At 66.7% G+C, this 16,937-nt stretch carries 22 protein-coding genes; 6 read left to right on the top strand and 16 right to left on the bottom strand.

The annotated features are described in order from the left end of the window. Positions 1-8 precede the first annotated feature (8 nt). Positions 9-1,334, bottom strand: a complete 1,326-nt coding sequence (locus tag GBZ48_RS13615) for an O-acetylhomoserine aminocarboxypropyltransferase (RefSeq protein WP_174471537.1) — start codon at positions 1,332-1,334, stop codon at positions 9-11. Between the two features lie 300 nt (positions 1,335-1,634). Between GBZ48_RS13615 and GBZ48_RS13610 the strand changes: the two genes are divergently transcribed. The 3 genes from GBZ48_RS13610 to GBZ48_RS13600 all read left to right on the top strand — a co-directional run bounded on the left by GBZ48_RS13610 (position 1,635) and on the right by GBZ48_RS13600 (position 5,466). Then, a complete protein-coding gene (locus GBZ48_RS13610) occupies positions 1,635-2,678 on the top strand; it encodes an iron ABC transporter substrate-binding protein (protein WP_174471536.1) in 1,044 nt (347 codons plus the stop codon). A 248-nt stretch (positions 2,679-2,926) separates the two neighbouring features. Further along, positions 2,927-4,387 (top strand): ABC transporter permease, encoded by a 1,461-nt coding sequence (locus GBZ48_RS13605; RefSeq protein WP_174471535.1) that lies wholly within the window; start codon positions 2,927-2,929, stop codon positions 4,385-4,387. Next, positions 4,384-5,466: an ABC transporter ATP-binding protein gene (locus GBZ48_RS13600; protein WP_174471534.1), complete on the top strand. Its 1,083-nt coding sequence runs from the start codon at positions 4,384-4,386 to the stop codon at positions 5,464-5,466. The genes GBZ48_RS13605 and GBZ48_RS13600 overlap by 4 nt, the downstream gene beginning before the upstream one ends. A gap of 12 nt (positions 5,467-5,478) precedes the next feature. Here the strand turns inward: GBZ48_RS13600 and GBZ48_RS13595 are convergent, their stop codons facing one another. Together GBZ48_RS13595 and GBZ48_RS13590 are read right to left on the bottom strand one after the other, a co-directional pair. Then, positions 5,479-6,642, bottom strand: coding sequence for a carboxylate-amine ligase (locus tag GBZ48_RS13595; RefSeq protein WP_174471533.1), 1,164 nt, complete (start codon positions 6,640-6,642; stop codon positions 5,479-5,481). 18 nt (positions 6,643-6,660) lie between these two features. Beyond that, entirely contained in the window at positions 6,661-7,518 is an 858-nt protein-coding gene (locus tag GBZ48_RS13590; protein ID WP_174471532.1) for an N-formylglutamate amidohydrolase, read from the bottom strand. Positions 7,519-7,637: 119 nt separating this feature from the next. Here GBZ48_RS13590 and GBZ48_RS13585 point away from each other — a divergent pair, with 119 nt between their 5' ends. From GBZ48_RS13585 to GBZ48_RS13575, 3 genes are all read left to right on the top strand, one after another. Further along, positions 7,638-8,342, top strand: coding sequence for an MBT domain-containing protein (locus GBZ48_RS13585; protein ID WP_174471531.1), 705 nt, complete (start codon positions 7,638-7,640; stop codon positions 8,340-8,342). A 112-nt stretch (positions 8,343-8,454) separates the two neighbouring features. Beyond that, positions 8,455-9,372, top strand: coding sequence for a DMT family transporter (locus GBZ48_RS13580; RefSeq protein WP_174471530.1), 918 nt, complete (start codon positions 8,455-8,457; stop codon positions 9,370-9,372). Positions 9,373-9,535: 163 nt separating this feature from the next. Continuing rightward, the gene (locus GBZ48_RS13575) at positions 9,536-10,309 is read left to right on the top strand and encodes an FCD domain-containing protein (protein ID WP_174471529.1); all 774 of its coding nucleotides are present in this window, start codon (positions 9,536-9,538) and stop codon (positions 10,307-10,309) included. A 90-nt stretch (positions 10,310-10,399) separates the two neighbouring features. Here the strand turns inward: GBZ48_RS13575 and GBZ48_RS13570 are convergent, their stop codons facing one another. The 13 genes from GBZ48_RS13570 to rpsQ all read right to left on the bottom strand — a co-directional run bounded on the left by GBZ48_RS13570 (position 10,400) and on the right by rpsQ (position 16,937). Then, on the bottom strand, positions 10,400-11,047 hold the full coding sequence (locus GBZ48_RS13570; protein ID WP_174471528.1) for an adenylate kinase: 648 nt from the start codon (positions 11,045-11,047) through the stop codon (positions 10,400-10,402). Then, positions 11,047-12,387: a preprotein translocase subunit SecY gene (secY, locus tag GBZ48_RS13565; RefSeq protein ID WP_098740484.1), complete on the bottom strand. Its 1,341-nt coding sequence runs from the start codon at positions 12,385-12,387 to the stop codon at positions 11,047-11,049. Before secY ends, GBZ48_RS13570 begins: the two co-directional genes overlap by 1 nt. A gap of 123 nt (positions 12,388-12,510) precedes the next feature. Beyond that, positions 12,511-12,996 (bottom strand): 50S ribosomal protein L15, encoded by a 486-nt coding sequence (gene rplO / locus GBZ48_RS13560; protein ID WP_109051337.1) that lies wholly within the window; start codon positions 12,994-12,996, stop codon positions 12,511-12,513. Positions 12,997-13,000: 4 nt separating this feature from the next. Further along, the gene (rpmD, locus tag GBZ48_RS13555) at positions 13,001-13,192 is read right to left on the bottom strand and encodes a 50S ribosomal protein L30 (protein WP_014246903.1); all 192 of its coding nucleotides are present in this window, start codon (positions 13,190-13,192) and stop codon (positions 13,001-13,003) included. 2 nt (positions 13,193-13,194) lie between these two features. Continuing rightward, positions 13,195-13,764 carry a 30S ribosomal protein S5 gene (gene rpsE, locus GBZ48_RS13550; RefSeq protein WP_014246902.1) on the bottom strand — a complete coding sequence of 190 codons (570 nt, stop codon included), beginning with the start codon at positions 13,762-13,764 and terminating at the stop codon, positions 13,195-13,197. A gap of 12 nt (positions 13,765-13,776) precedes the next feature. Further along, a complete protein-coding gene (rplR, locus tag GBZ48_RS13545) occupies positions 13,777-14,139 on the bottom strand; it encodes a 50S ribosomal protein L18 (protein ID WP_098740487.1) in 363 nt (120 codons plus the stop codon). Positions 14,140-14,144: 5 nt separating this feature from the next. Further along, a complete protein-coding gene (gene rplF, locus GBZ48_RS13540; RefSeq protein ID WP_174471527.1) occupies positions 14,145-14,678 on the bottom strand; it encodes a 50S ribosomal protein L6 in 534 nt (177 codons plus the stop codon). Between the two features lie 13 nt (positions 14,679-14,691). Next, positions 14,692-15,090 (bottom strand): 30S ribosomal protein S8, encoded by a 399-nt coding sequence (gene rpsH, locus GBZ48_RS13535; protein ID WP_085088120.1) that lies wholly within the window; start codon positions 15,088-15,090, stop codon positions 14,692-14,694. 13 nt (positions 15,091-15,103) lie between these two features. Further along, the gene (gene rpsN, locus GBZ48_RS13530; RefSeq protein ID WP_098740488.1) at positions 15,104-15,409 is read right to left on the bottom strand and encodes a 30S ribosomal protein S14; all 306 of its coding nucleotides are present in this window, start codon (positions 15,407-15,409) and stop codon (positions 15,104-15,106) included. A gap of 15 nt (positions 15,410-15,424) precedes the next feature. Beyond that, positions 15,425-15,967, bottom strand: coding sequence for a 50S ribosomal protein L5 (gene rplE, locus GBZ48_RS13525; protein WP_012973217.1), 543 nt, complete (start codon positions 15,965-15,967; stop codon positions 15,425-15,427). Between the two features lie 10 nt (positions 15,968-15,977). Then, positions 15,978-16,295 (bottom strand): 50S ribosomal protein L24, encoded by a 318-nt coding sequence (rplX, locus tag GBZ48_RS13520; protein WP_014246896.1) that lies wholly within the window; start codon positions 16,293-16,295, stop codon positions 15,978-15,980. Continuing rightward, positions 16,295-16,663 (bottom strand): 50S ribosomal protein L14, encoded by a 369-nt coding sequence (gene rplN, locus GBZ48_RS13515; RefSeq protein WP_012973215.1) that lies wholly within the window; start codon positions 16,661-16,663, stop codon positions 16,295-16,297. Before rplN ends, rplX begins: the two co-directional genes overlap by 1 nt. 19 nt (positions 16,664-16,682) lie before the next feature. Continuing rightward, on the bottom strand, positions 16,683-16,937 hold the full coding sequence (gene rpsQ, locus GBZ48_RS13510; RefSeq protein WP_042694099.1) for a 30S ribosomal protein S17: 255 nt from the start codon (positions 16,935-16,937) through the stop codon (positions 16,683-16,685).

The raw sequence follows: 16,937 nt of genomic DNA, 5'->3' as shown, positions 1-16,937 counted from the left end.
CGCGGCCCTCAGCCCTTGGTGGCGGCGCGCAGCGCCTGCTTCAGATCGTCGATCAGGTCTTCGCAATCCTCCAGCCCGATGGACAGGCGGATCATGTCCTCTCCCACCCCGGACGCCGCGAGCGCTTCGGCATCGAGCTGGGCGTGGGTGGTGCTGGCCGGATGGATCACCAGCGACTTGGCATCGCCGACATTGGCGAGGTGCGAGAACAGCGTCAGCGACTCGATGAAGCGCCGTCCGGCCTCGCGGCCGCCGCCCTGCGCACCGGCCCGGATGCCGAAGGAGATGATCGAACCGGCGCCATGCGGCAGCAGCCGGGCGGCCAGCGCATGATCGGGATGGTCGACAAGCTCCGGATAGGAGACCCAGGCGACCGCACCCTTCTCCGAATTCAGCTCCCCTTCCAGGAAGCAGACGATCTTGCGGGCGTTGTGGATGTGGCACTTCATGCGCAGCGGCAGCGTTTCCACGCCCTGCAGGATCTGGAAGGCGTTCATCGGGCTCATGCAGGCGCCGAAGTCGCGCAGCCCCTCGGCACGGGCGCGGGCGATGAAGGCGGCCGGGCCGTATTCCTCGGCGAAATCGATGCCGTGATAGCCGGCATAGGGCTCGGTCAGGGTCGGGAACTTGCCCGATGCTTCCCAGTCGAAGCGGCCGCCGTCGATCACCACGCCGCCGATGGCGGTGCCATGCCCACTCAGCCACTTGGTGCAGGAATGCATGACCAGATCGGCGCCATGCTCGAACGGCCGGCAGAGATAGGGGGTGGTGAAGGTCGAGTCGATCAGCAGCGGAATACCGGCCTCATGGGCGATGGCCGCCACCTTCGCCACGTCCAGCACCTCCAGCCCGGGATTGCCCAGCACCTCGCCGAAGACCAGCCGGGTTTCCGGACGGATCGCGGCGCGGATGCCGTCGAAGTCGCGCGGATGGACGAAGGTCGTGGTGATGCCGAAGCGCGGCAGCGTATAGGCCAGCAGGTTGCGGCTGCCGCCGTAGATGGAGGATGAGGCGACGATGTGCCCGCCCGCCCCCATCAGCGTCATGATGGCGAGCGTCAGCGCCGCCTGTCCGCTGGCGGTGCAGACCGCGCCCACCCCGCCTTCCAGCGTCGCCAGCCGTTCCTCCAGCACCGCGACGGTGGGGTTGGAGATGCGCGAATAGATGTGGCCGGGCCGCTCCAGGTTGAACAGCGCCGCCGCCTGATCGACGTCGCTGAAGACGTAGGAGGAGGTCAGATGGATCGGAACCGCCCGTGCCCCGGTGGCCGGGTCGGGCTTCTGCCCCGCATGCAGGCTCTGCGTGTCGAACTTCAGGAACTTGGCGCCCGCCATGCTCCTCCCTCCCCTCGAAGTTGGCGCCGAAAATTAAAAGAGGGCCGCCTGACATCGAGCGGCCCCCTTTGCTTTTCAGCGTCTTATTTGCCAGCCCTGTTCAACCCGCATTCCTGCGGCATCGACGGTGCGGAAGCGTATGGAGACGTGACGCGCGCGTCAAGGTGGTTGGATGGAAGAAAAAGCCAGCCGATGGACAAGTTTACGCGAATGAGAACAAGTTGCAACAAGTGCCGGGAGGGACTAAAAGGCGGCGATGGCTTGGCCCCCACGCCTGGCCTGTCCGAAGAAGAGGTTGGAATGAAGATCTCCCGCTCCCGGTTCGTCCGGTCGCTCGCCCTCGCCTCCGCTCTCGCCGCCCTGCCGGTCGTGGCCCTTCCCGGGTTTGCCTCGGCCCAGACGGCGCCGAGCGCTGATGGCATCACGGTCTACAACGCCCAGCACGCCAGCCTGACCAAGGAGTGGGTGGAGCGCTTTACCCGCGAAACCGGCATCAAGGTGACCGTGCGCAACGGCAGCGACATGGAGCTGGGGAACCAGATCGTGCAGGAGGGCGCCGCCTCCCCCGCCGACGTGTTCCTGACGGAGAATTCCCCGGCGATGGCCTTGGTCGACAATGCCGGGCTGTTCGCACCGCTCGGCGCCGAAACGCTGGCCCCGGTACCCGACAGCTTCCGCCCGGCCAACGGCCATTGGGTTGGCATCGCCGCCCGCTCCACCGTCTTCGCCTACAACACCGGCAAGCTGACGCAGGACAAGCTGCCGAAGTCGCTGCTCGACCTCGCCAATCCGGAGTGGAAGGGCCGCTGGGCAGCCTCGCCCGCCGGGGCCGACTTCCAGGCCATCGTCGGCGCGCTCCTCCAGCTGAAGGGCGAGGCGGCCACCGCCTCCTGGCTGAAGGCGATGAAGGAGAACGCCAAGCCCTACCGCGGCAACAGCGTCGCCATGAAGGCGGTGAATGCCGGCGAGGTCGAGGGCGCGGTAATCTACCATTATTATTACATCGGCGATCAGGCCCGCACCGGCGGCGAGAACAGCAAGAACGTCGCCCTGCACTATTTCCGCAACGGCGATCCCGGCGCGTTCGTCAGCATCTCCGGCGCCGGCATGCTGGCATCCAGCAAGAACAAGCGCGAGGCCGAGGCCTTCGTGAAGTTCCTGACCGGCAAGGGCGGGCAGGAAGTGCTGCGCGACGGCGACTCGTATGAATACGCCGTTGCCGGCGGTATCGCTTCCAATGCCAAGCTGGAGCCGCTCGACAAGCTGCAGGCACCGAAGGTCAAGCCGGAGGCGCTCAACAATAAGGCCGTCACCGACTTGATGACCGCGGCCGGCCTGCTGTAATCCAATCTGCCGTCGCCTACGCCATCGAAACCGCGGGCGGCGGCAGTTCAGGCCCGTCCATCCGGACGGACCCGGAGCCGGTTCCGGAGTTCACCGTCATCGCTCTTCACCCGCACTCTTCCCAGCCGCAGGCGGACCGCGACCGCCCCACGCTCCACGCAGCAGCCTCCCTCGTCACTGCACGCCGCCCAAAGCGGGCGGCACTGCCTGTCCTGGCCGTCACCTCGGTGGTCGCGGCGCTAGCGCTGATGCCACTCGCCTTCGTCGTCTGGATCACCATCCAGACCGGATGGGACACGGTGGTCGAACTGGTGTTCCGCCGCCGGGTCGGCGAACTGCTGGTGAACACGCTGCTGCTGGTCCTGCTGACCCTGCCGCTTTCCATTCTGGTGGCGGTCACGCTGGCCTGGCTGACCGAGCGGTCCGACCTGCCGGGACGGCGGTTCTGGGCCTGGCTGGCGGTGGCGCCGCTGGCGGTCCCTGCCTTCGTCCACAGCTATGCCTGGGTCACCGTCGCGCCCGGCCTGCATGGGCTGGCGGCGGCGGTGCTGGTCTCGGTGCTCGCCTATTCCCCGTTCCTCTATTTGCCGGTGGCCGCCCAGCTGCGCCGGCTCGATCCGACGATGGAGGATGTCGCCGCCTCGCTCGGCCACGGACCGTGGCGGGTTTTCCTGACGGTGGTTCTGCCCCAGCTGCGGCTGGCCGTCTGCGGCGGTTCGCTGCTGATCGGCCTGCATCTGCTGGCCGAATACGGCCTCTACGTCATGATCCAGTTCGACACCTTCACCACCGCCATCGTCGACCAGTTCCAGTCGGCCTACAACGGCCCGGCGGCGAACATGCTGGCCGGCGTGCTGGTCCTGCTCTGCATGGGGCTGATGGGCGGCGAGGTGCTGCTACGCGGTCAGGAACGCTACGCCCGTGTCGGCAGCGGCGCCGCAAGACGGGCGGCACCGGCCGAACTCGGCCGCGCGACCCTGCTTTGCCTGCTGATCCCGCTGCTGTTCGCTGCACTCTCGCTCGGCGTCCCGCTGCTGACGCTCGGCCGCTGGCTGGCCATCGGCGGTTCCCGCATCTGGCAGGGCGCCGACATCGGCGGTGCGATTATCCAGACCGTCGCCCTGGCGCTGGCCGGCGCGCTGCTGACCACGCTCGCCGCCGCACCGATGGCCTGGCTGTCGGTGCGTGCCCCCGGCCGGCTCCAGCGGGTTCTCGAAGCCTGCCATTACTATGTCGGCTCGCTGCCGGGCGTGGTCGTCGCGCTGTCGCTGGTGACGATCACCGTGCGGGTCGCGCTGCCGCTCTACCAGACCGTCGGCACGGTGCTGCTGGCCTACATGCTGCTGTTCCTGCCGCGGGCCCTGGTCGGACTGCGGGCCAGCCTCGCCCAGGCGCCGGTCGAACTGGAGCGGGCGGCCATGGCGCTGGGCCGGACGCCGTTGCAGGCGGTGCGCCAGATCACCTTCCGGCTCGCCGCGCCCGGTGCGGCGGCCAGCATGGCGATGGTGGCGCTCGGCATCACCAACGAGCTGACGGCGACCCTGATGCTCGCCCCCAGCGGGACGCGCACGCTGGCCACCGAATTCTGGTCGCTGACCAGCGAGATCGACTATGCGGGGGCCGCCCCCTATGCGGTGATGATGGTCGCCGCATCGCTGCCGATGACGATCCTTCTCCACATCCAATCGAAACGGGCCGCCGGACGATGAGCTTCCTTCAGGTTCAGGGACTGGGAAAACGGTATGGCGACGCGGTGGCGCTGGAGGATGTCGACCTCTCGGTGCATGCCGGCAGCCGCACCGCCATCGTCGGACGCTCCGGGTCGGGGAAGACCACGCTCCTGCGCATCGTCGCCGGCTTCGAATCCGCCGACAGCGGGCGCATCCTGCTCGACGGGCACCCGCTGGTGGATGGCGCCGGTGTCGTGCCGGCCCACCGCCGCGGCATCGGCTATGTGCCGCAGGACGGCGCGCTGTTCCCGCACCTCAGCATCGCCGACAACATCGGTTTCGGGCTGGAGCGCGGCGATGCCGGCCGGCGGAGCCGCATCCTGGAATTGCTGGATGCGGTGGAACTCGATCCGCAGATGCTGGAGCGGCGGCCGCACGAGCTGTCCGGCGGCCAGCAGCAGCGTGTGGCGCTCGCCCGCGCGCTCGCCCGCAAACCGGCCCTGATGCTGCTGGACGAGCCCTTCTCGGCGCTCGACACTGGCTTGCGCGACTCTCTGCGCCGCACCGTCGCCCGCGTGCTCTGCGAAGCCGGGATCGCAACGATCCTCGTCACCCACGACCAGGCCGAAGCGCTGTCCTTCGCCGATCAGGTGGCGGTGATGCGCGAAGGCCGCCTGACGCAGGTCGGCTCACCCCAGGAGCTGTATCGACGGCCGCGCGATCGCGAGACGGCGGCATTCCTGGGCGATGCGATCATCCTGCCGGCGGATGTCGAAAACGGCTGGGCGAGCTGCAGTCTCGGCCGGCTACCGGTGACCGCCGGTCCCCGGCGCGGCGCGGCCGAGATCATGTTGCGCCCCGAGCAGCTCCGGCTGGTGGTCGATGACCGCGACGCCCCGCCGAACCCCGCGGAGAACGGTGCTGAAGGTTGGGGCCGGGTCATCGACGTCGAGTTCGGCGGCTCCGTCTGCAAGGTCGCGGTGGCACTCGGCAATGTGCCGGGTCAGCGCAACCCGCTGCTCCTGCGCCATTCCAGCCTGGACCTGCCGAGGATCGGCAGCCGCGTCCGCATCCATGTCGAGGGCGAGGCGCATCTCTTCGACACGCCCCTGCGCTGATGGGCGGGCGGATCAGGTGGTGACGCCCGTCGGTGACGGCTCGTCCCGCACCCCCACCATCGTCTCCTCCGCCAGCCAGTCCACCACCCGGCGCAGCGCCTCGTCCTCGCTGGCGCCGTCGGCGAGCGCCGCCTGGAAGATCTCGATCTGCCGGTGCGCGCTGGTGCCGCGCCTGAGGATGTCGCGCGCCCGCCCGACCTCGGCGGTGCAGCCGAAATGCTCGGCATCCTCGCGGGTCAGGTCGATGATCTCGTCCAGCAGGTCGGCATAGGGCACGATGCGGCCCTGCCCGAAATCGACCAGCCCGCTGTCCAGGCCATAGCGCTGGGCACGCCAGCGGTTTTCCTCGATCAGCAGGTTCTTGTAGGGCCTCCAGGTGACGTTGCGCAGCTTCAGCCGCCACAGCATGCGCAGCAGGCAGCGATACAGCGCCGCCACCGTCACCGCATCGTCCAGCCGGGTGCAGATGTCGGTGATGCGCATCTCCAGCGTCGGGAAGCGCGAGGATGGACGGATGTCCCACCACAGCTTGCTGGCATCCTCGATCACCCCGGCATTCACCAGCACCGCGACATGGCTCTGATACTCGCCATAGCTCTGGAATCCCGCGGGCATGCCGGTGCGCGGCAACTCGTGCCAGACGCTCAGCCGGTAGGAGCGACGCTCCATGTCGCGCCCGCGCCAGAAGGGCGAGGAGGTCGACAGCGCCAGCAGATGCGGCAGGAAATAGCGGACCTGGTTCATCAGGTCGATGCGCAGGTCGTCATCCTCGATCCCGACATGGACATGCATGCCGCAGATCATCAGCCGGCGGGCCGGCGCACCGAGGTCGCGGGCCAGCATGTTGTAGCGGTCGCGGTTGGTGTGCTTCTGCGGCTCCCATGCGGCGAAGGGATGGGTCGAGGCGGCGATCGGCGCCAGCCCGTAGCGGTCGGCCACCCCGGCCACCGTGCCGCGCAGCGCCGCCAGTTCGGCCCGCGCCTCGTCCAGCGTCTGGCAGACCGGTGTTCCCACCTCGATCTGGCAGCGCAGGAATTCCGGATGGATGCGGCCGGGCGCCTGTTCCTGACAGGCTTCCAGCATCTCGTCCGGCGGGCTGGTCACGATGTCGCGCGTGCCGCGGTCGACCAGCAGGTATTCCTCTTCCAGGCCGAGGGTGAAGGAGGGTTCGGTCACGGTGCTTTCCATGCGGTGTCAGGCCCGGGGATAATGGTGGATCACCGTCAGCGACGGCAGGGAGAGCAGAGGTTCCAGCGCATCGCCGATCACCTGTGCCCAGAGATCGGCGCCCTCGGGCGTGGCGATCAGGTCCTGCCGCACCTCCAGCAGGACATTGGGGTAGCCGGCGGGGGTCGCATGGGTTTCCACCGTTCCGCCCAGCGTGCCGCGGCCGGAATAGGGCTGGTTATCGCCGACGCACCAACGGCCGTCGGCCTTCAGCGCGTCGATCAGCGGCACCGGCAGGCGCGGATCGTTGTCCCACAGCACGCCGATGTGCCAGGGCCGCGCCACCCCGCGCATCGCCGGCGTGAAGCTGTGCACCGAAACCAGCACCGGCACCTGCGCGCGGACTCGGATCGAGGCCACTGCAGCCGCGACTGCGGCGTGGTAGGGCTTGAACAGCGCCTCCACCCGCTGCGCCTGGGCCTCGGCATCGAGCGCACGGTTGCCGGGAATCACCACATCGTCGCTGACCACCGGGATGGCGGTCGGGTCATCCAGAGCCCGGTTCGGATCGATCACCAGCCGGGAGAATCCGGAAAGCACCGCGGTGGCGCCGAACCGCTCCGCCAGCCGCCGCGTCACCTCGGCAGCGCCGATGTCGTAGGCGATGTGGCGGCAGAGTTGCTCCTCCGGCAAACCGAGGTCGCCCAGTGACTGCGGAACTGCGCGGGAGGCGTGGTCGCACAGCAGCAGCAGCGGTCCATCGGCCTCCGGATTCAGCGTGGTCGCCGGCGGCGGATCGCCGGGTCCCAGCAGCGGAGCGGTGCCACGCGGCGCCGGTGCGGGCGCGGTGACGGGTTGGCGATGTTCGGAGGGTGATGTGGCCATATGCCACACTACCGCAACCGCCACGCCGGGCGGAAGCGCGGCCGATGGTGGTAGCCCGAACGGCAAGCTGCTAGGCTGTCCTTTCCTTTCCGCGCGAACCCACCCGGAAGACGACCCGCATGCTTCGCCTGCTTTCCCTCTGCCTTGCCGTGATGGCGCTGCTCAGCGCTTGCGGACCCGTTTACGAGACGCAGTACAGCCTCGTCCCGCCAAGCTCGGCCGAAGGCCGGCTCTGCGTCAATCAATGCCAGCAGAACCGCAACTATTGCCGCCAGAATTGCGGCATGTCGCAGCAGGCCTGCGTGAACGAGGCGCGGTCGCGCGCCCTCTACGACTATCAGGCCTACGTAAACCGCCAGCAGGCGGAAAAGAAGCCGATCAAGAAGTCGGTCGGCGATTTCGACCGCTCCTACTCCTGCGGCAACAGCAGCTGCGAAGCGCGTTGCGAGTCCGACTATCGCGACTGTTTCGGCGGAAGCTGCGGCGGGCAGGTGGTCGCCAAGCGCGTCTGCACCGCCTTCTGCGACCAGGAAAAGCCGGCGCCCGCCGCACCCATGCTGAGCCCAATGCCGCCGGGCGGCGTTCAGGCGCCGATGATGCAGGCGCCGACGGGAGCTGCTCCGATGTCCAACAACGGTGGCTACGCCGCCGGTTCGTCGCTGTGCCAGCCCGGCATGCGGGTGTCGGTGGAATGGAAGGGCGACTGGTATCCGGCCACCGTCAAGGACCATCCGCGCAAGGATGGCCGCTGCCCGGTCCACTATGACGATTTCGGCTCGGAAGACGACGAGTCGGTCGCGCTGCGCCGCATCCGTCCGCGCTGATCCGCCGTTTCCCTATCGCCGCTGGCAGCCTCCGGGAGAGTCCCGGAGGCGCACGGCAGCCATGACTTGCGTCCCGCTGGTCCGGCAACCGGGTGGTCGTTATAAGCGATCCATGCCAGACGCCAGTGCCTTCCCCGTCGACCATGCGTACCGGACCCAGCGCATCGCCCTGATCGCGCTGCTGGTCGGCGCCCTGGGCATCGCCTTTGCCCCCATCTTCGTCCGGCTGTCCGAGGTCGGACCGGTCGCCACCGGCTTCTGGCGGACCGCACTGGCGATGCCGGCACTGGGGTTGTGGATGGCCGCCGAGTCGCGGCAGCGGGGCGGGCGTTCAAGCCGCCGTCCCTCCTCCGTCTCCGACTATGCCCGCCTGTCGCTGGCCGGCCTGTTCTTCGCCGGCGACCTCGCGATCTGGCACACCTCGATTCGCTACACCTCGGTTGCCAACTCCACGCTGCTGGCGAACTTCGCTCCGCTCTACGTGGCGCCGGCCGCGTGGTTCCTGTTCAAGGAGCGGATCACCCGCCGCTTCGTCATGGGCATGCTGCTGGCGTTGGCCGGGGCAATCGTGCTGATGGGCGAGAGCTTCCAACTCGACGCCGACCATCTGTTCGGCGATGGGCTGGCCCTGCTCACCGCCGCCTTCTATGCCGGCTACATCCTGTCGGTCGGGCGGCTGCGCGCGGAATTCTCCACCGCCACCATCATGACCTGGAGCGGCGCGATATCCGCCTTGGTACTGCTGCCGATCGGCCTGTATGACGGCGAGGCGATGCTGCCGGCGAGCGCGTCCGGCTGGGCCGTGCTGGCGGGCCTCGCCTTGTTCAGCCATGCCTGCGGCCAGAGCCTGATCGCCTACGCCCTGGCGCATCTGCCGGCGTCCTTCTCGTCGGTCAGCCTGCTGCTTCAACCGGCGGCGGCGGCCATCCTCGCCTGGATTCTCCTGAGCGAGCCCCTGGGTCCTTTGCAGGCGCTGGGTGCCGCGGTGATCCTGGTGGGCATCCTGCTCGCCCGTCCCGGCGGCCGTTGACGCCCAGGTCCGGGCAGTTGTCCATCGCCATCGCCGCCATAGTTTTCCATCCCGTGGGCAAGGCGCCGCAGCACGGTGGTCGGCCATTGACCGCACCCGTCGGGACCGTTACCGGTATGACCATTCAGCAATGAACCGCCTTCCGACCAAAGGGGAACAACCCGTGCCCGGCACCGACGACAGCGCTCACGTCCCCTCCTCTTCCCAGCGCATTTCGGAATGGGTGGCCCAACAGCTCCTCGACCGCATTGCGCGTGGCGAGCTGGTGCCGGGGGAACGTCTGCCGGGCGAGCGTCAGCTGGCGGAGCAGCTGCATGTCAGCCGGGTCTCCGTCCGCGCTGCGCTGCAGAAGCTGAAGACGCAGGGCTTCCTGACCGCAGTCCAGGGCGGTGGCACCCGTGTCGTGTCATCGGCCGGCATGATGGACGGCGCGCTGACGGCGATGGTGCGGAGCACCCACCAGAACCTGTGCGACCTCGTCGAAATCCGCATGGCGCTGGAGAGCTGGGCAGCCCGCCGTGCCGCGGAACGCGCGACACCGGAGCAGATCGACACCATCGGCCGCATCCTGGCGGCAATGAGCGAGACCAATCGCGACGGCGGACGTGCCGCGGATGACATGGACTTCCATGTCGCGGTCGCCCAGGCATCCGGCAGCCCGGTCTACCTCCATCTGCTGTCGACCATCCGCGACATCCTCGGCAACATGGTCGAGATGAAGCACACCGAGCCCTTCATGGAAAACCATGAGGCGCTGATGATCGAGCATCACCGCGCCATCCATCAGGCCCTCGCCCGCCGTGACCCGGACGGCGCCGCGAGCGCCGTCACCGCCCATCTCGGCTGGATCCTGGCGCGCTACCGCACGATGTCCGACCACTCCACGGGCGGCACCGACAGCGCGACCGACACCCCGCCCTCCCCCAACGCCGGGTAACCCGGCGGGCTTTCAGGAAGCCGCCAAAAAGAAAGGCCGCAGCCTCCGGACGGAGACTGCGGCCTTTTCATATCCGAGCGGTGGCGATCCTCAGCTGGCGAGAATTGTCCCGATCTGTTTGGTAACCTCATCGATGTCGGCCATGCCGTCCACCACCTTCAGCACGCCGCGGCCCTGGTAATAGGGCAGGATCGGCGCGGTCTGCTGGTGGTACTGGCCCAGGCGGGTGGTCACCGTCTCCGCATTGTCGTCGGCGCGCCGCTTGAACTCGGTGCTGCCGCAGACATCGCAGACGCCCTCGACCTTCGGCTTCTCGAAGCTGTCGTGATAGCCCTTGCCGCACTTGGCGCAGGTGTAACGGCCGGTGATGCGCTCCACCAGCACGTCGTCGACAACCCGCATCTCGATCACGTGATCGAGCTTCAGGCCCTTCTCGTCCAGCATCCGATCCAGCGCCTCGGCCTGAGCGACCGTGCGCGGGAACCCGTCGAGGATGAAGCCGTTCTTCACGTCGGGCTTCGAAATGCGTTCGGCGATCATGCTGACCATCAGCTCGTCCGGCATCAGCTTGCCGGCGGCCATGATCTCCTTCGCCTGCTGCCCGAGCGGCCCGCCTTCCGCCACCATGGCGCGGAGCATGTCGCCGGTCGACAACTGCACCAGACCACGAGTGTCTTCCAGTCGGCGCGCCTGGGTCCCCTTCCCGGCGCCCGGCGGACCGAGCAGTATGAGGTTCATTACTTTCTCCCCCGAAGCTTCGATTTCTTGATCAATCCCTCATACTGGTGGGCCAGCAGGTGGGAATGAATCTGCGCAACCGTGTCCATCGTGACGGTGACCACGATCAGCAGGCTGGTGCCGCCAAAATAAAACGGAACCGAGTGCTGGGATATCAGGATTTCGGGGAGGAGACAAACCGCCACAAGGTAGGCGGAGCCGATGACCGTCAGCCGCGTCAGCACATAGTCGATGTGATCGGCGGTGTTCTTGCCCGGACGGATGCCGGGGATGAAGCCGCCGTACTTACGCAGGTTGTCGGCCGTCTCCGTCGGGTTGAAGACGATGGCGGTGTAGAAGAAGCAGAAAAACACGATCAGCGAGGCGTACAGCAGCATATAGAGCGGCGTGCCGTGCGCGACGTAGCGCGACACCGCCTGCAGCCACTCCGGCCCCTCGCCGCCGGCGAAGCCGACCGCGGTCAGCGGCAGCAGCAGCAGCGACGAGGCGAAGATCGGCGGAATGACGCCGGCCGTGTTCATCTTCAGCGGCAGATGCGACGCTTCGCCGCCGAACACCCGGTTGCCGACCTGACGCTTGGGGTACTGCACCAGCAAGCGGCGCTGGGCGCGTTCCATGAAGACGATGAAGAACACGACCCCGACCGCCATCACCAGCATCAGGATGATGAAGACGGTGGACAGCGCGCCCTGGCGGCCGAGTTCCAGCGTGTTGACCAGCGCGCGCGGCAGTTCCGCGACGATGCCGGCGAAGATGATCAGCGACGTGCCGTTGCCGATGCCGCGGGCGGTGATCTGCTCGCCCAGCCACATCAGGAACATGGTGCCGCCGACCAGCGTGATGACCGTGGCGATGCGGAAGAACAGGCCGGGGTCGATGACCGCCGCGCCGGTGGAACCGCGCATCGACTCAAGCCCGACCGCGAGGCCGTAGGCCTGGACGGTGGCGAGAACGACGGTGCCGAATCGGGTGTACTGGTTCAGCTTCTTGCGCCCGGCCTCGCCTTCCTTCTTCATGGCCTCCATCTGCGGCGACACGGCGGTCAGCAACTGCACGATGATGGACGCCGAGATGTACGGCATGATGTTGAGCGCGAAGATGGTCATGCGGTGGAGCGCACCGCCGGCCAGCATGTCGAACATCCCGAGGATGCCGCTGCCCTGCTGCTTGAAAACGTCCTGCAGGATGTGCGGATCGATGCCCGGAATCGGGATGTAGGTGCCCAGCCGATAGACGATCAGGGCCGCCAAGGTGAACCAAATCCGCTTTTTCAGCTCGGTCGCCTTGGAGAAAGCCCCGAAATTGATGTTGGCGGCAAGCTGCTCGGCCGCTGATGCCATGGTCCAATCCCTGTCCCGTAAGCGCGAACGGGGCGGCACTGCATGACGCAGGCCGCCCCTCGCGACTTCGCTTTTTGTAGTGCCCCGAAAGCCCGTGCGCAAGCACGGGCTTGTCGCGGAACTTTACTCGGCGGCTTCGGCGGCGGGAGCGGTCAGCGTGACGCTGCCACCCGCCTTCTCGACGGCTTCGATCGCCGACTTGGACGCGCCGGCGACCGTGAAGGAAACCTTCGCGGTCAGCTCGCCCTTGCCCAGCAGACGGACACCGTCCTTCTTCACCTTGCCGGTGACGCCGGCGGCGTTGAGCGCCGCGGCATCGATGGTCTCGGCGGCGTTCAGCTTGCCCAGGTCGATGGCCTTCTGGACCATGCCCAGGTTAACCACCGAGTATTCCTTGGCGAAGATGTTCCGGAAACCGCGCTTCGGCAGGCGGCGGTGCAGAGGCATCTGCCCGCCTTCGAAGCCGTTGATCGCCACGCCGGTGCGCGAGGTCTGACCCTTCACGCCGCGGCCAGCGGTCTTGCCCTTGCCCGAACCGATACCGCGACCGACGCGCATGCGCGCCTTGCGGGCACCGGCGTTGTCACGCAGGTCATTAAGCTTGGTCATGATCTCAGCCCTCGTTCTCGACGCGGACCAGGTGCGCGACCTTGGCGATCATGCCCCGCACGGCCGGAGTGTCCTCCAGCTCGCGGGTCCGGTGCAGCTTGTTGAGACCCAGACCGACCAGCGTCTCGCGCTGGTCGTGCTTGCGGCCGATCGGGCTGCCGATCTGGGTCACGACGACGGTCTTCTTCTCCGCCATGATCAGGCCTCCTGTCCGGCGCCGGCCTCACGACGGCCGAGGATGTCGCTCACGCGACGACCACGGCGCGCCGCGACGGACCGCGGGCTGGTGACCTGGGTCAGGGCGTCGAAGGTCGCCTTGATCATGTTGTGCGGGTTCGACGTGCCGATCGACTTGGTCACGACGTCAGCGACGCCGAGAGCCTCGAAGATCGCGCGCATCGGACCACCGGCGATGATGCCGGTACCGGCCGGAGCGGCCCGCAGCACGACCTTGCCGGCACCGAAGTGGCCGTTGGTGTCATGATGCAGCGTACGGCCTTCGCGCAGCGGGACGCGGATCATGCCGCGCTTGGCCTGATCGGTCGCCTTGCGAATGGCTTCCGGGACCTCGCGGGCCTTGCCCGAGCCGACGCCGACACGACCCTTGCCATCGCCAACGACGACCAGAGCGGCGAAGCCGAAGCGACGACCACCCTTGACCACCTTGGCAACGCGGTTGATGCCGACGAGCTTTTCGATCAGCTCGCTTTCTTCCCGCTCGCGCGGCTGCCGGTCGCGGTTGTCCCGCTCCCCACGTTCACGTGCCATATCCGGGCCTCCTTAGAACGACAGCCCGCCCTCACGGGCGGCGTCGGCCAGGGCCTTGACCCGGCCATGGTAAATGTAACCACCGCGGTCGAACACGACCTCGGTAATCCCAGCGGCCTTGGCGCGCTCGGCGATCAGCTCGCCAATGCGCTTGGCAGCATCGACGTTGCCGCCGTGCTTGAGCTGCTCGCGCAGCTCCTTCTCGAGCGACGAGGCGGACGCGAGCGTCTGGCCGTTCACGTCGTCGATGATCTGGGCGTAGATGTGCAGATTGGACCGGAAGACCGAGAGGCGAACACGCCCGCCGGCCTTCTTGGCAATCTGCGCGCGCACGCGCTGCTTGCGGCGCTCGTGGAGTTGCTTTGGCTTCAGCATGGCGGTTACTTCTTCTTACCTTCCTTGCGCAGGATGGTTTCGGTCTCGTACTTGATGCCCTTGCCCTTGTAGGGCTCCGGCTTCTTCCAACCGCGGATCTCGGCGGCGACCTGGCCGACCTTGTGCTTGTCATAGCCGCTGACCGAGATGGCCGTCGGCTTGTCGCACTTGATCGTGATGCCTTCCGGAATCGGGTACTTCACGTCGTGCGAGAAGCCGAGCTGGAGAACCAGTTCCTTGCCCTGCACGGCCGCGCGGTAACCGACGCCGTTGATTTCCAGGTTGATCGTGTAGCCCTGGCTGACACCGGTGACCATGTTGTTGATCAGGGTGCGCGAGGTCGCCCACATGACGCGGGCGCGCTTGCTGTCGTTTGCCGGCTTCACCACCACCTTGCCGTCTTCCAGCGAGGCGATGATGTCGTCGATCAGGGTCAGGCTGAGTTGCCCCAGCTTGCCCTTGGCCGTGACCTGCTGACCGTCGACCTTCACGTCGACGCCAGCCGGGACCGGCACGGGATGCTTGCCAATGCGCGACATCTGCCAATCCCCCTTAGAACACGCGGCAGAGGACTTCACCGCCAACGTTGGCGGAGCGGGCCTCATTGTCCGACATCACGCCGCGCGGGGTCGACAGGATCGACAGACCGAGCCCGTTGTAGACACGGGGCAGGTCGGCGATCTTCGAGTAGACGCGACGGCCGGGCTTCGACACACGGGCGATCTGCTTAATGACAGGCTCGCCTTCGTGGTACTTCAGCTCGATCTTCAGGTTCTTGACGCCCGGACGCAGTTCTTCCTCGGACCAGCCGCGGATGAAGCCTTCACGCTTCAGAACTTCCAGGACGTTGACGCGCAGCTTAGACGCCGGGGAAACCACAACGGACATGCGGGCGTGCTGACCGTTGCGGATGCGGGTCAGCATATCGCCGAGCGGATCGCTCAAAGACATTCTCGGACCCTCCTTACCAGCTCGACTTCGTCATGCCCGGAATCTGGCCGGTAGAGGCCAGTTCGCGGAGCGTGACGCGGGACAGCTTGAACTTGCGATAGAACGCGCGCGGACGCCCGGTCATTTCGCAGCGGTTCCGGATGCGCACCTTCGAGGAGTTGCGCGGCAGTTCGGCCAGCTTGAGGCGGGCAGCGAATTGCTCTTCCGGCGGGAGGGCCTTGTCGTTCGCGATTGCCTTCAGGCGCGCACGCTTGTTCGCGTACTGCTTGGCCAGCTTGGCGCGACGCTTGTTCTTTTCGATGGCACTGGTCTTAGCCATGGTCGTGCTCCAGCCTCAGCTCACGAACGGCATGTCGAAGCCCTTCAGGAGAGCCTTGGCTTCCTGATCGGTCTTCGCCGAAGTGACGATGATGATGTCCATGCCGCGGATCTGATCGATCTTGTCGTAATCGATCTCCGGGAAAATGATCTGCTCCTTGACACCCATGGCGTAGTTGCCACGGCCGTCAAAGCTATCACCCGGGATACCGCGGAAGTCACGGACGCGCGGCAACGCAATCGTCACCAGGCGATCCAGGAACTCGTACATGCGGTCGCGACGGAGCGTGACCTTGCAGCCGATCGCCATGCCTTCGCGCAGCTTGAACTGGGCGATCGACTTGCGCGACTTGGTCACCACCGGCTTCTGACCGGTGATGGCGGCCATTTCGGCCACGGCGAGCTGGATCTTCTTGGAGTCGGCGACAGCCTCGCCGACACCCATGTTGACCACGATCTTCTCGATCCGCGGAACTTCCAGGTCGTTCTTGTAGCCGAATTCCGACTTCAGAGCGGCGCGGATCTTGGAATCGTAAACTTCTTTCAAACGTGCGGTCATGCCCGGGTCCTCACAGGTCAATGACTTCGCCGGACCGCTTGGCGACACGCACCTTGCGGCCATCCTCAAGGATCTTGAAACCGACGCGGGTCGGCTTGCCATCCTTGGGATCGACGTGAGCGAGATTGGAGACGTTGATCGGCGCCTCCATCTCGATGATGCCACCCTGCGAGCGGGCGCTGGCACGCTGGTGCTTCTTCACCACGTTCACGCCCTGCACAACGGCACGGTTCTCCTTGGGGAAAACCTTCAACACCTCGCCGGTCTTGCCTTTGTCGCGGCCGGTCAGGACAACGACCTTGTCCTTGGTCTTGATCTTGGCGGCCATTACAGCACCTCCGGCGCCAGCGAGATGATCTTCATGAACTTCTTGCCGCGCAGCTCGCGAGTGACCGGCCCGAAAATACGGGTGCCGATCGGCTCGCCCTGCTTGTTGATCAGCACGGCGGCATTCCGGTCGAAACGGATCGCCGACCCGTCCTCCCGACGCAGTTCCTTCGCGGTGCGGACGATGACGGCGCGATGCACGTCACCCTTCTTGACGCGGCCCTTCGGAATGGCCTCCTTGACCGAGACGACGATGACGTCGCCCACGGTCGCGACCTTCCGCTTGGACCCGCCAAGCACCTTGATGCACTGCACCCGGCGCGCCCCGCTGTTATCGGCGACTTCCAGGTTGGTTTGCATCTGGATCATTGTTTACGACCTTTCGTTATCACGCGGCGCCGCTGTCGGCGGCGGACTCCGTCACGACCGTCCAACGCTTGGACTTCGAGATCGGGCGGCATTCGATGATCGAAACGGTATCGCCGACCTTGAACTGGTTGCCCTCGTCGTGGGCGGCGTACTTCTTCGACTGACGAATGAACTTCTTGTACACGGGGTGCATGACACGGCGCTCGACAAGAACCGTAACGGTCTTGTCGCACTTGTCGCTGACCACCGTGCCCTGCAGAACGCGGCGAGGCAT

The organism is Azospirillum melinis, from assembly GCF_013340935.1.
Taxonomy (GTDB): Bacteria; Pseudomonadota; Alphaproteobacteria; order Azospirillales; family Azospirillaceae; genus Azospirillum; species Azospirillum melinis.
The sequence above is the reverse complement of the archived record's forward strand: the minus strand, read 5'-3'. Positions and strand labels throughout refer to the sequence as shown.